The sequence below is a fragment of the Cereibacter sphaeroides 2.4.1 genome (assembly GCF_000012905.2).
GTDB lineage: Bacteria > Pseudomonadota > Alphaproteobacteria > Rhodobacterales > Rhodobacteraceae > Cereibacter_A > Cereibacter_A sphaeroides.
Map to the genome: position 1 here is coordinate 62,168 of NC_007488.2, position 13,024 is coordinate 75,191.

11 protein-coding genes are annotated in these 13,024 nt (G+C 69.6%); 7 read left to right on the forward strand and 4 right to left on the reverse strand.

The features are described 5' to 3' along the window. Window positions 1-170: 170 nt before the first annotated feature. From RSP_RS20075 to RSP_RS20105, 7 genes are all read left to right on the forward strand, one after another. A complete protein-coding gene (locus RSP_RS20075) occupies window positions 171-659 on the forward strand; it encodes a hypothetical protein (protein ID WP_017140451.1) in 489 nt (162 codons plus the stop codon). Beyond that, window positions 656-3,121: a rhamnan synthesis F family protein gene (locus RSP_RS20080; protein WP_017140450.1), complete on the forward strand. Its 2,466-nt coding sequence runs from the start codon at window positions 656-658 to the stop codon at window positions 3,119-3,121. Before RSP_RS20075 ends, RSP_RS20080 begins: the two co-directional genes overlap by 4 nt. A 5-nt stretch (window positions 3,122-3,126) precedes the next feature. After that, entirely contained in the window at window positions 3,127-4,128 is a 1,002-nt protein-coding gene (locus RSP_RS20085) for a sulfotransferase family protein (RefSeq protein ID WP_011331298.1), read from the forward strand. 270 nt (window positions 4,129-4,398) lie between these two features. After that, the gene (locus tag RSP_RS20090; protein WP_011331299.1) at window positions 4,399-5,865 is read left to right on the forward strand and encodes a sulfotransferase family protein; all 1,467 of its coding nucleotides are present in this window, start codon (window positions 4,399-4,401) and stop codon (window positions 5,863-5,865) included. A 279-nt stretch (window positions 5,866-6,144) separates the two neighbouring features. Then, complete coding sequence (gene kaiC / locus RSP_RS20095) at window positions 6,145-7,857, forward strand: circadian clock protein KaiC (RefSeq protein WP_011331300.1); 1,713 nt, start codon at window positions 6,145-6,147, stop codon at window positions 7,855-7,857. 2 nt (window positions 7,858-7,859) lie between these two features. Further along, on the forward strand, window positions 7,860-8,129 hold the full coding sequence (locus RSP_RS20100; RefSeq protein WP_002725098.1) for a circadian clock KaiB family protein: 270 nt from the start codon (window positions 7,860-7,862) through the stop codon (window positions 8,127-8,129). A 5-nt stretch (window positions 8,130-8,134) separates the two neighbouring features. Beyond that, the gene (locus tag RSP_RS20105) at window positions 8,135-9,571 is read left to right on the forward strand and encodes a sensor histidine kinase (RefSeq protein ID WP_011331301.1); all 1,437 of its coding nucleotides are present in this window, start codon (window positions 8,135-8,137) and stop codon (window positions 9,569-9,571) included. A 7-nt stretch (window positions 9,572-9,578) separates the two neighbouring features. Here RSP_RS20105 and RSP_RS20110 read toward each other — a convergent pair whose 3' ends face one another. The 4 genes from RSP_RS20110 to RSP_RS20125 all read right to left on the reverse strand — a co-directional run bounded on the left by RSP_RS20110 (window position 9,579) and on the right by RSP_RS20125 (window position 12,880). Continuing rightward, window positions 9,579-9,845, reverse strand: coding sequence for a hypothetical protein (locus RSP_RS20110; protein WP_009564096.1), 267 nt, complete (start codon window positions 9,843-9,845; stop codon window positions 9,579-9,581). Between the two features lie 47 nt (window positions 9,846-9,892). Beyond that, the gene (locus tag RSP_RS20115) at window positions 9,893-10,342 is read right to left on the reverse strand and encodes a universal stress protein (protein WP_002725092.1); all 450 of its coding nucleotides are present in this window, start codon (window positions 10,340-10,342) and stop codon (window positions 9,893-9,895) included. Between the two features lie 240 nt (window positions 10,343-10,582). Next, window positions 10,583-11,644, reverse strand: a complete 1,062-nt coding sequence (locus RSP_RS20120; RefSeq protein WP_011331302.1) for a hybrid-cluster NAD(P)-dependent oxidoreductase — start codon at window positions 11,642-11,644, stop codon at window positions 10,583-10,585. A 3-nt stretch (window positions 11,645-11,647) separates the two neighbouring features. After that, window positions 11,648-12,880, reverse strand: a complete 1,233-nt coding sequence (locus RSP_RS20125; protein WP_011331303.1) for an aromatic ring-hydroxylating oxygenase subunit alpha — start codon at window positions 12,878-12,880, stop codon at window positions 11,648-11,650. Window positions 12,881-13,024: the final 144 nt, after the last annotated feature.

Below are 13,024 nucleotides of genomic sequence, written 5' to 3' on the forward strand. Positions count from 1 at the left end.
CGCCAAGCCCTGCGCGGCTTAAACTACTTCCGATTGTATTGAGTCAGATCCGATGTCAAGCCTCATTGTTCCTCAAGGCGAGAAAGACACAGCCTGAGGTAGAAATTGCTGTGGACGCGGCAGACGATGATCGCTATCAACCACCGGCATGGACCTGCCGTTGTGAGATCATGCTGGCTGTGACGAGCAATGCCTTTCTGGGCGATTCGAATAAAGATTTCCTTGCCAACTGGCAGGAAACCTTCGTTCTCTTTGCCCTTCCGGGCAGCGGTCTCGGCCTGAAGGGGCTTCTCGAGCGCAACCGGAGCGCGATCCTCATCGAACATCTGCGGCCGCCCTCGGGCCCGTTCGCCCTGCTCGCGGACCTGCCGAAGTGGCTGGGCCACCATCTCCTCGATCCGACGCGGCCGCTCCTGTTCCTCGACCGGGCGTTCGAGACGGGCGAGCTGACCGAGGAAGAGCGCGCGGGCCGGGCCAGTCCCCGCGGGCTGCGGGCCGAGCTCGACGAGGCGGGGCGGCTGCGGCTGCTGCGGCTGGGCGGCATGATCGCCACGAGCCCGGTGCTGCCGCCCTTCCTGCGCATCCTCGCCCGGCAGGAGGTGGCGGTGGCCACGGCGCTCGACCTTCTGCGCACGGCCTTCCCGGACAGCGGCACATGAGCGACCTCGACGACCTCTGGCGCAGCCTCGCACCCGGGCAGGTGCTTGCCGAAAGGCCGGATTTCCGCCGCCCGCCGGTCGGAGAAGCCAGCGTCTACGACGAGCTGAAGGCGCAGATTTCCGGGCTCGACAAGGTGCTGGAGGACCTGACGACCCTGCCCGCCCTGTCGGAGGCCATTGCCCTCGGCGAACCCGACGCCTGCCATCTGGCCTGCGAACTGATCCGTCTGGGCGATCCGGTCGACCGGGCCGTGTCGGATTTCTCGCACGAGGCCTACCGGGCCTGGTATCCCGACATCGCGAAGGCGAAGATCGATCCCTTCCTCCACTATCTCGAACACGGCTGGAAGGAGGGGCGGCGCACGCTGGCGAGTCTGCGCGACAAGCACCACGCCGGGCGGCGGACCTACAACCCAAACGTGCAGACCTGCCTCATCGCCGTGCACGAGCTGTCGCGGACCGGCGCCCCTGTGGTGGGGCTCGATCTGGCGCGCGAGGCGGCCGAGACTTGCAATGTGGTTGTCGTCGCAGTGCGGGGCGGCGCCCTGCTGGAGGATTTTATCGATCATGTCTGCGATCTTGTGATTTCGGAAAATCCTTTTGGGGATATTCTTTTTCTCTCTCAAGAAAGTTTCACCAGGATAGATTTCGCGATCCTCAATTCGGTGGAGGCCGTTCCGCTCGTTCGCTATGCCGTCGCGCGGGACATTCCCTTCGCGACCTATATTCACGAATATACCGATTACACCTATCCGAATTACAAGGTGACATTGACCTCGCTCTTTTCCGATCTGCTGATCTTTTCCTCGGATCACGTCCGGCAAAGCTGGACCGGTTGGCTACGCGACGTGGAGTGCGACATCGACCGCGACACGCGGATCCTGCCGCAGCGCCCGGTCCGGATGGGAGGCTGCACCGAGGACCGCATCCGCGAGGCGCGGGAGCGGATCTCGGCGCTGATCGGGCGCGACTGCGCGCATGTGCGCCTCGTCTGCGGCGCGGGGCATCTCCAGTGGCGCAAGGGCCCCGACATCTTCGCCATGGCGGCCCAGATCTGCGCGGCGCGCGATCCCGACACGCTGTTCCTCTGGATCGGCGACGGGCTCAATCCCGAGGACATGGAGTTCGGGGTATGGATGAGCTACCACCTGCGCCAGATCGGCGCGGGGCGGCCCGAGGGCAATCTCTTCCTGCTGCCGGCGGGGCCGGCCTATCCGGATGTGCTCGCGGCCGCGGATGCGATGTTCGTCTCGTCGCGGCTCGATCCGCTGCCGAACGTCGTGTTCGACGCGCTGGCGGCCGGGTGCCGGATCGTGCTCTTCGAGGGGGCGAGCGGCTTCGGCGATGCGGTCTACCGCCGATCGGGCCGGATCCGCACCGTCGAATATGGCAATCCCGCCGCCGCGGCCGAGGCGCTGCTCGACCTGCCGCGGAAGACCCCCGGGCCCGCGCGCGAGGCTGCGCCCGAGGCGGACGGGCTCTTCGCCCGCATCCGCCGCGCGCTCCTCGACCGGCTCGCCACGCAGCGCTACTTCGTGCGCGGCGCGAGCGAGATCGACGCGCCGATGCTCTTCCACGAGCCGGAGCAGGCCGAGTTCCGCATCCTCGAGCGCGAGAAGATGATGCGCTACGGCCGCCGCCGCATGTGGCGCGATCTGGCCGAGGTCGAGGAGAGGCTGGCGGACGCCGACAACTGGGTCCACCGCAAGCTGCGGATCGCCCCCTACGGCACCGCAGAAGCCACGGAGCTGCCGCGCTTTTCGCTGCATGTCCATGCCTTCTACACCGACGATCTGGCGCAGGACGTGCGCCGGCACGCGGCCTACCGCTGTGCCAGCCGGATCGTCGTCACCACCGACAGCGACCGGAAGGCGGACGAGATCCGCACGCTGATGGCGGCGGTGGGGCTTGCGCCCGAGGTGCTGGTCCGGCCCAACCGCGGGCGCGACATCCTGCCCTTCCTGCAGCTCTTCCTGCCCGGGGGCGCGGCGGGCGAGGACGAGATCTGGTGCCACCTGCATCAGAAGAAGTCGCTCGCCACCACGGACAGCGGCGACATCTGGCGCGCCTTCCTCCTGCGCATCCTCCTCGGGGATGAGGCGTCCCTGTCGGATGCGGCGACGAATCTGCGCAACCCAGGCGTGGGCCTCGTGGCGCCGTTCGATCCCTATTTCATCCCGTGGGACGCCTCGCGCGCGCTGCTGCCGCGGGTCGCGCCGCGCCTGCCGGGCCCGCTGCCCGACAATCCGCTGCTCTTCCCGGTGGGCAACATGTTCTTTGTCCGCAGCGCGGTGGTGCGGGCGATGAACGACCTGTTCGGCGCGGGCTACCCCTGGCCCAACGAACCCATTCCCAACGACGGGACCGAGTTTCATCTGATCGAGCGGCTCTGGCCCGCGCTGGCCGCGCAGTGCGGCCTGTCCTCGGTCTTCGTGCACAAGCTGGATCAGCAGAGGGTTTAGGGCGCATGGAAGTCATTCTGCACATCGGCATGGGCAAGACGGGGACCTCCTCGATCCAGACGGCGCTGGAGCAGAACGCGGACGCGCTGCGCAGGCAGGGCGTCGACTATCTCGGCATGTGGTTCGACATGCTCGATCCCGCCTTCCACGGCCTCTCCGGGCAGCCCGCCTTCTTCCGCTCGGAGCCGCCGGAGATGCAGGCCCATGCCCGCCGCTTCGCGGACGTGCTGGCCGAGCGGGAGCGCGCCGCGGGCTGCAGCCGCTTCATCCTGTCGAACGAGGGGATCTACGGGCAGGTGCTCACCATGCTGCCCTTCGTCGAGGAACTGCGGCGCCATGTGCGGCTGCGGCTTCTGGCCTATGTGCGCGACCCGCACGAATGGCTGCCCTCGGCCTACAGCCAATGGTCGATCTTCCACAAGAATTACGAAGGCCCCGTGCGACCCTTCGCCGAGATGGCGCGCCAGCAGGTGAAGGTCTATTCCGGCTTCCAGGTCTGGGGCGAGGCGGTGCCCGACCTGCTGACGGTGCGGCCCTACCTGAGGCAGAAGAACGTGGTCGAGGATGTCGCGGAGGTGCTGGGCGTCGCGCTCGCCCCGCCGGCGAAGCGGCGGCAGGCGCGCGTCACGGCCGACGAGGCGGCGCTGCGCATCTTCTACAACACCCGCCTGCCCGGCAACACGCTGCCCGGGATCTTCGACGGGGCGTTCGAGGGCCTGAACCTGCGCGCCGCTCCGGTGCTCGCGGATGTCGCGGCCCGGATGCTCGACTATCGCGGGACCGACCGGATCGTCGACGAGGCCCGCCCGCTCTTCGACTATCTGCGCACCCGCTTCGGGATCGACTTCCCGTCCGAACATGCCGAGATCGAGCCGCCTCCGGATCCCGAGGCGCTGCGGCGCCGGCTGACCGAGCATCTGCTGCAGATCGTCATGCATCAGGCCGACCGCATCACGGCCCTCGAGAAAGCCGTGGCGGCGCTTCAGGCCGCGCCCGGCGAGCGTTGAGCGGGGGGCGCGATGGAGGCTCCGGCAGAGGCAGGGACGGGCAGGAGGCGGAGGCGCCGGTCGCGGCACGCCGTCGCTTCGCGCGCCGCGGCCCGCGCGCGCGGCAACCGGCGGCCCGCCTGCCGCGGGAATGCGAGCAGGGCCGGGGCGCCTCCGCGTCCCGAGGATCGCGTCGCACCTCTCCCTCCATGCACCGCCCTCCACAGGACGGGCGCCCGGCCTGCCGCCGCCGCGCGCCCGGACCGTCTCTGACAGGGGTTATCGATCGTCATGTCACTCGTCCAAGCCTCCCCACCGCGGATCGCCCTCATCGTCCTCGGGATGCACCGCTCCGGCACCTCCGCCCTCGCGGGCGTCCTCGCGCAGATGGGCTGCGACCTGCCGCAGGATCTGATGCCCTCCACCGCGTTCAATCCCCGTGGCCATTTCGAGTCGCTTCAGGTCTATCACCTGAACGATGCGATCCTCGCCTCGGGGGGGTCCGCGTGGGATGACTGGGCGCCCTTCAACCCCGAGTGGTATCGCTCGCCGCGGCTGGGCGAGTTCCGGCAGCGCGCGGCCGAGGTGATGGCGCAGGAATTCGGCCGGTCGAGCCTGATCGTGCTGAAGGACCCGCGCATCTGCCGCCTGCTGCCCTTCTGGAAGGAGGTGCTGGCCGAGGCGGGCTTCCGGCCGCTCTTCGTCTGCACCCATCGCGCCCCGGACGAGGTGGCGGCCTCGCTCTCGCGGCGCGAGGGCTGGCCTCCGGGGTGGGGGCAGCTTCTCTGGCTGCGCCATGTGCTCGAGGCCGAGGCCGAGACCCGGCAGGAGCCGCGCCTCTTCGTGTCCTACGAGGCGCTCCTGTCGGACTGGCGCGCCACGGTGGCGCGGATCGGCGAGGGGCTCGGGCTGCGCTTCCCCCGCACGGCGGATGCGGCCGCCCCGGCCATCCGCGATTTCCTCGCCGACGAGCTGCGCCACTTCCGCTCTGCCAGCGCGCGCGAGGGCGTGCTGCCGCCGGACTGGATCCGCCGCCCGCAGGAGATCTTCGGCCGCTGGGCCGCTACGGGCGAGACGGCCGAGGACTGGGCCGAGCTCGACGGGATCCGGGCGGAGGTCGACCGCGCCACGCCGATGCTGGGGATGGTCGCGCGCGACGCGGCCAGGGCGAGCGCGCAGGGCCGGGACGGAGAGGAGGCCGAAAAGGCGGAGCAGGCGATGCGCGAGGAGGAACTCGCGCTCCTGCGGCGCGCGCAGGCCGACACCGAGGCCCGCCTGCGCCATGCCACGGTGCATCTGGAGGCCATGACCCGCCAGCTCTCGGCCGAGATCGAGGCGACGGCCCCGGCCGAGCTTCAGGCGCGGGAGCGTCTGCCGGCGGTGGAGGCGGCCCGCGCCGCGCTCGAGCGCGAGGTGGACGATCTGCGCCAGAACCTGCGGCACCGCGCGGCTCATGTGGTCGAGCTCGAACGCCACGCGGGCGCGCTGGCCGAGCGCGCGGCGGCGCTCGAGCAGTGCGTGGCGGCGCTCGAGCAGCGCGTGGCCGAGCTCGAGCAGTGCGTGGCAGAGCTTGAGGGGCAGGGCGAGGCGCTCGAGCGCCAGCGGAAGGACGCCACCGGGAAACTGGCCGCGGCCCGTCTTCAGATCGCAGAGATGGAGGCGCGCCACGCCGCGATCCTTTCCAGCACCTCCTGGAAGGTGACGCGGCCGATCCGGTCGGCGGTGGAGAGGCTGCACCGCGCGAAGCAGCCGTCGTGAGTCCGCGTCCGCGGCGCCCGCTCCGGGGACGGGCCTCCGCTCCGGCCGCGGCCGGAGGAGCCTGACCCGGCACCCCAAGGGCTGGGGCGACAGGGTGGAAGCGGCCCGCTGCCATACAACCTGCGGCCTGTGCGCCGCTGCGGCGGATCCCGCGGCAGCGGCGCACAGGCCTGAAAATAGTGCTCAAGGACAGTTGAGAATCCGCAGCACGGGATATACTTCTCGCAACCCGGCGGCCTCGAACGGCCGCGGGTCTTGTTAAGCCGAGGTGATGGACCGATGACGTCTCAGTTGGGGATCGGCAAGTCGCCGACCGGCATCCAGGGGTTCGACGAGCTGACACTCGGCGGACTGCCCACCGGACGCCCGAGCCTCGTCTGCGGGTCCGCGGGCTGCGGCAAGACCCTGTTCGCCTCCACCTTCCTCATCAACGGCGTGCGCGACCACGGCGAGCCGGGCGTCTTCGTGACCTTCGAGGAGCGCCCCGAGGACATCGTGAACAACGTGGCCTCGCTGGGCTTCGAGCTCGACAAGCTGATCGAGGAAGAGAAGATCGCGATCGAACATATCGCGGTCGATCCCTCCGAAGTGGCCGAGATCGGCGACTACGACCTCGAGGGGCTGTTCCTGCGACTGGAGCTGGCCATCGACACGGTGGGCGCCAAGCGCGTGGTTCTCGACACGATCGAAAGCCTGTTCTCGGCCTTCTCGAACCCCGCGATCCTGCGGGCCGAGATCCGGCGGCTGTTCGACTGGCTGAAGGAGCGCGGGCTCACCACCGTCATCACCGCCGAGCGGGGCGACGGCGCGCTGACGCGGCAGGGGCTCGAGGAATATGTCTCGGACTGCGTGATCCTGCTCGACCACCGGGTCGAGAACCAGATCTCGACCCGCCGCCTGCGCATCGTGAAATACCGCGGCACGGCGCACGGGACCAACGAATATCCGTTCCTGATCGACACCGACGGCTTCTCGGTGCTGCCCGTCAGCGCGCTGGGGCTGCTGCATCAGGTCCATGAGGAGCGCATCGCCTCGGGCGTGCCCGATCTCGATGCGATGATGGCGGGCGGCGGCTTCTTCCGCGGCTCCTCGATCCTCGTCTCGGGCGTGGCCGGCGCGGGCAAATCCTCGCTCGCCGCCCATTTCGCCGCCGCCGCCTGCGCGCGGGGCGAGCGGGCCATGTATTTCTCCTTCGAGGAGGCGGCCGATCAGGCGGTGCGCAACATGCGCTCGCTGGGCCTCGATCTCGGGCGCTGGCGCGACGCGGGCCTGCTGCGCTTCATGGCGACGCGGCCCACCTTCTACAGCCTCGAGATGCATCTGGCGGTGATCCTGCGCGAGGTGATGCGCTTCGAGCCCTCCGTCGTGGTGCTCGACCCGATCTCGGCCTTCACCGAGAGCGGCGACCGGCTCGAGGTGCAGTCGATGCTGCTGCGGATCGTCGATTTCCTCAAGAACCGCGGCATCACCGGCATCTTCACCCATCTCGCCCACAGCCAGAACGAGGCCACGACCGATGCGGGCCTGTCGTCGCTGATGGATGGCTGGGTGCTGATGCTGAACCGCGAGGTGAATGGCGAGTTCAACCGCGAGCTCTATCTGCTCAAGGCCCGCGGCATGGCCCATTCGAACCAGGTGCGCGAGTTCCTGATGAGCGATCGCGGCATCTCGCTCCTGCCGCCGCATCTGGGCGAGGGCGGGGCGCTCACCGGCACCGCCCGCAAGGCCGAGGAGGCGCGGCTGCGCCGGGCCGAGATCGAGCGGCAGACCGAGCTCGGCCGGCTCCAGCAGCAGATCGAGCAGCGCCGCCGCCGGGCGCGCGCGCAGATCGAGGCGCTCGAGGCGGAGCTGCAGGCCGAGGAGATCGCGCTCAAGGCGCTGGTGGAGAGCGAGAGCGCGCACGAGCGACAACGGCTGGCCGATGCCGATACCCTGGCCCGAAGCCGCGGAAACGAGCGTTTCGCGGACCTCTTGATGAATAAGGGAGAGTGAGCATGCGTCGCCTCGTCCTCTATGTCGCGGGTCAGACCCCCAAATCTCTGGCCGCCATCAGCAACCTCCGCCGCATCTGCGAGGAAAACCTGCCCGGCCAGTATGAGGTCGAGGTCATCGACCTGAAGCAGAATCCGCGGCTCGCCAAGGAACACAGCATCGTGGCGATCCCCACCCTCGTGCGCGAGCTGCCGGTGCCGATCCGCAAGATCATCGGCGACCTGTCCGACAAGGAGCAGGTGCTGGTGAACCTCAAGATGGACATGGAGTAGGGCCCGTGACCCCGGCCGAGATCGACGAGCTCCGCCGACGGCTCCACGAGGCCGAAGAGACGCTGAAGGCCATCCGTCAGGGCGATGTCGATGCCCTTGTGGTGGGCGCGTCCGACGACACCGACGTCTATGTGATCGGCGGCGATCCCGACATCTGCCGCAGCTTCCTCGACATGATGGAGATCGGGGCGGCCGCGCTCGACAACACCGGGCGCGTCCTCTACGCGAATGCCGTGCTGGCCGATCTTGTGGGCCGGCCGCTGCCCGAACTCGAGGGGATGCGGCTGTCCGAGCTGACCGGCGATCCGGCGCTCGAGAGCGAGATCCTCGAGGGCAGGCTCCGCCGCCGCCGGATCCCGCTCGGCGTGGCCGGCGCAGAGCGGCAGGTGATGCTCTCCTGCGGGAAGCTGCGGCTCGGCACCGTGTCGGGCCATGCCGTCACCTTCACCGATTTCACCGAGCAGCTCGCGGCCGAACGGTCGCGCCAGAACGAGAAGGCGGCGCTGGCCATCATCGCCTGCGCGAACGAGCCCGTCTTCGTCTGCGACACTTTGGGCCTCATCACGCATCTGAGCGGCGCCGCGGCGGTGCTCGCGGGCAGCGGGGCCATCGGCCGGCCCTTGTCGGAGGTCATGGATCTGAGCGTGGGCGACGGCACCGGGCTCCTCACGCTGGGCGAGATCGTGGCGCAGGCCACCGAGGGCATTCCGGTGCAGGGGATCGAGGCGGTCGCGGCCGAGGGCACGCCCTTCTATCTCATCAGCGCGGCGCCGCTTCAGGTGCCGGGCGAGGCCGTCAGCGGCTGCGTCATCACCATGGTGGACCTGTCGCAGCGCAAGGCGGCCGAGCGCCACCAGCAGCTTCTGCTGCGCGAGCTCGATCACCGGGTCAAGAACACGCTCGCGCTGGTCATGTCGATCAGCCGCCGCACGATGCACAGCGAGGAGACGCTGGAGGGCTATCAGAAGGCCTTCACCGCCCGCATTCAGGCGCTGGCCGCGACGCACAACCTGCTTGCCGACAAGTCCTGGAGCGACATCTCGATCCGCGACGTGCTGGTGCGCGAACTGGCGCCCTACAACGAGGGCTTCTCGCAGCGCATCCTCGTCGAGGTGCCCGATGTCGAGATCGAGCCGCGCTCGGCCATCGCGCTCGGCCTCGTGATCCACGAGCTCGCGACCAACGCCACAAAATACGGCTCGCTCTCGACGCCTGAGGGGCAGGTCAGGGTCCGTGGCCTTCCGGGCGCGGACGAGCCTGCGGACGTGGTCTGCCTCGAATGGCTCGAGCGCGGCGGCCCGCCGGTGTCCGAGCCCACCCGGTCGGGCTTCGGCCAGACCGTGATCCGCCACGCCTTCGCCTATGCCGAGGGCGGCGGCGCCGAGGTCAGCTTCGAGCCCGACGGGGTGCGCTGCCGGGTTTCGGTGCCGACCGGCGTCTGAGCCGCCTTCAGCTCCCGCCCCGGCCGAAGAGACGGCCGAGCCAGCCCGCCCCGGATCCCGGCCTGGCCGGGCTGCGGGCCAGCGCCCGGCGCCCCGCCTCGGTCAGCCGGTAGCGCCGCGCCGTGACGATGCGGAAGAGGCCCAGATCCGTCAGCCGCTCGGCCCTCCGCACGATCTCCTCCTCGGCCTCGGTGAGCGACAAAAGCTCTTCGGGCTGCCGCGCCGCGAGGGCGAGCAGGTCCAGAAGCGGAGGGGGAAGCGGATCGTCGGACATCTGGCCTGCGGGGCGGCGGGGGCCGCCCCTCCCTCATTCGCGCCCTGTCAGCGCACCACGAGAACCGGCACCGGACTGTGGGCCAGCACTTCGGCCGTCTGGCTGCCGAGGAGGAGCCGGCCCAGCCCGCGCCGCCCGTGCGAGGACATGCAGATCAGGCTGCAGTCGCGGCTGCGGGCGGCTTCGACGATGGCTTCGGCCGGCAGCGAGCCCGGCACATGCAGCACCTCGGCCGAGACGCCCATCCGGTCGGCGGCCTCGCGGGCGTCCTTGAGGATGCCCTCGGCCCGCTCCTTCTGCCGCGCCTCATATTCGGTATCGAGCTCCACCGGGGCGACCCAGGCCTCGCCGGCCGAGGCGGCATAGAGCGGAAAGGCCTCGGTCACCGTGATGATCGTCACCTTCGCGCCGAGCGCCCGCGCGAGGGTGAGGCCGTGGTCGAGCCCCTTGCCGGCGGTTTCGGACCCGTCGGTGGCAATGAGAATATGTTGGTACATGACCGCTCCTGTCTCTGGATGAGAGGATCCGGCGCCGCGAGGACCCGTTTCCCCTTTCGCACAGAGGACCCGCAATGTCCGGGAAAATCAAGGAGAAGCCGCGCGGCCCGCGGCCTTTGCCCCGCCGTGCGGGGCTGGTGTGCGGCGCGCGCGGGACGAAATCCGGCGCATCGCGTGGGTGAGGCCCCGCAAGGGCAGTCCGCGCCGTCGTCCGGAGCCTTGCGCGCCCCCGAAGGTGCGTCAGAGGTCCAGCGTCACGCGCCCCTGCGGCCGGGCGCAGCAGGCGAGGATCGTACCCGCCGCGATCTCCTCGTCCGAGATGCCGCCGTTGTGGACCATCGCCACCTCGCCCTCGATCTTCTGCACCTTGCAGGTGCCGCAGAGGCCGAAGTTGCAGCCCGAGGGGATGTTCAGCCCCGCGCGCCGGGCCACCGCCAGCACCGTCTCGGTGCCGTCGCAGGCGACCCGCACCCCCGAGGCCGCGAAACAGAGCTCGGAAACGGCGGCGGGTTCGGGGATGTCGACCGGCAGCTCCTCGAGCGCGGGGGCCGCGAAGCTCTCCTCGTGATAGCGGTCCATGTCGTAGCCCAGCGAGACCAGCATCTCGCGCACCGCCTGCATGAAGGGCTCCGGCCCGCAGCAGAACACCTCACGCTCGAGATAGTCGGGCGCCATCAGCCCCAGCATGATCTGCGAGAGCCGGCCGCGATAGCCCGTCCAGACCGAGAACGGATCCTCCTCCTTGACGGTGAAGCGCAACTGCAGGCCCGGCACGCGGCGGGCGAACTGCTCGAGCCTGCGGCGGAAGATGATCTCGGCCGGGCTGCGGGCCGCGTGGACGAAGACGATGTCGGGCATCTCGCCCGAATCCCAGGCCCAGGTGGTCATCGACATCATGGGCGTGATGCCGGAGCCCGCCGAGATGAACAGGTATTTCGGGCTTCGGTGCCGCAGCGAGGTGAACTGCCCCGCCGGCCCGTAGGCCTTGATCCGCATGCCGGGCTTCAGCTTGTCGAGCATCCAGCGCCCGCCGATCGAGCCCGGCTGCGCCTTGACCGTGACCGAGAGCGACAGCGGCCGCGAGGGCGAGGAGGAGATCGTGTAGGTCCGCTGCACCCGCCCGCCGGGCACCGGCAGGTCGAGCGTCAGGAACTGACCCGGCTGATAGTCGAACCAGGCGCCCGAGGGCGCCCGGAAGGCGAAGGTGGCGCAGGTCTCGGTCTCGGGAATGACCATCGCGCATTCCAGCTCTTCGCTGTCGCTCCAGGGCTCGGCGGCCCAGTTCAGGCGCGGGCGGACCATGGCCTATTCCGCGGCCATGGCGGAGGGACCGGCGAGGCCCGCCGTCATGGTGCGCACATACCAGTCGACGAACTGGATCACGCCGCTCTCCTGCCGGACGGAATAGGGGCCGGGCTCGTAGGCGGGCGAGGAGACGCCGATCTGGTTCTCCTCGACCACGCGACGGTCCTCGTCGTTGGTGGCGGTCCAGACTTCGGTCAGCCGGGCGAGATCGTAGTCGCGCCCCTCGACCGCGTCCTTGTGGACGAGCCAGGTCGTGGTGACCTCCGTCTCGGTCGGGCTGACCGGCAGCATGCGGAAGTTCAGCACATGGTCCGAGAGGAAGTGGTTCCAGGTGTTGGGATAATGGAAGAAGAGCAGAGAGCCCGCATTGTCGAAGGGAACGCCGGGGATCCGCGGCGCGGCGGCCCTGCCGTCCATCGTGTAGCTCACCGCCTCGCCCACGAAGGGGATCCGCACCAGCCGCCATTGCGCGTCGCCGCCGATCAGATAGCGCGAGGGCAACCCCGCCGCCTCGCAGCGTGCCACATGGGCGGCGCCCGCGGGCGAGGACAGGCTGTCGTCCGATCCCACGAGGTCGGGATCGTCGTTGAAGGTGCGGCAGAGCGCGGGATGCGACCCGGCGCAGTGATAGCACTCGCGGTTGTTCTCCATCACCAGCTTCCAGTTCGCCTTCTCGAGGATCGAGGAGCGGTGCGCGACCTTCAGCTCGTCAAGCCGGTGCGGCGCGGCATAGCGGTCGGCGGCGGCCTTCACCTCCGAGAAATCGGGCGGATCCGCGGCGAGGCAGAGGAAGACCATGCCCGCGGCGATCTCGCAGGCGACGGGCTTCAGCCCGTGGCGGGCGGGCTCGAATTCCGGGCCCATGTCGCGGGCCCAGAGCAGCCGCCCGTCCGTCTCGTAGGTCCATTGATGATAGGGGCAGACCAGCTTCGCCGCCTGGCCCGAGGGTTTCGAGCAGATGCGGCTGCCGCGGTGGCGGCAGGAATTGTGGAAGGCCCGCACCGCCCCGTCCGATCCCCGCACGATCACCAGCGGATAGCGCCCGAGCTGCAGCGTGACATAGCTGCCCGCGCGCGGCAGTTCGGCCGCCGAGGCCGCGAAGATCCAGCTGCGATACCAGATCGTCTCGAGATCGGCCTGATGCACCGAGGCGTCGGCATAGAAGGGCCGGGCGAGCGAGAAGCCCGACCGCTGGCTGTGAAGGAGGGGGAGCAGATCTGACGGATGGGCCATGGACGGAGGATCCTTGCGGGGCCGGAGGCGCGGCGGGGCTGGCCGGCGGATGGCTCGGGGGATCCGCCGGTGTCGCGCAGGATCCGGGCTGCGACACTCTTGCTCAACTGCAGAAATCCGTGCAGGTTGGATAACCACCGGTTA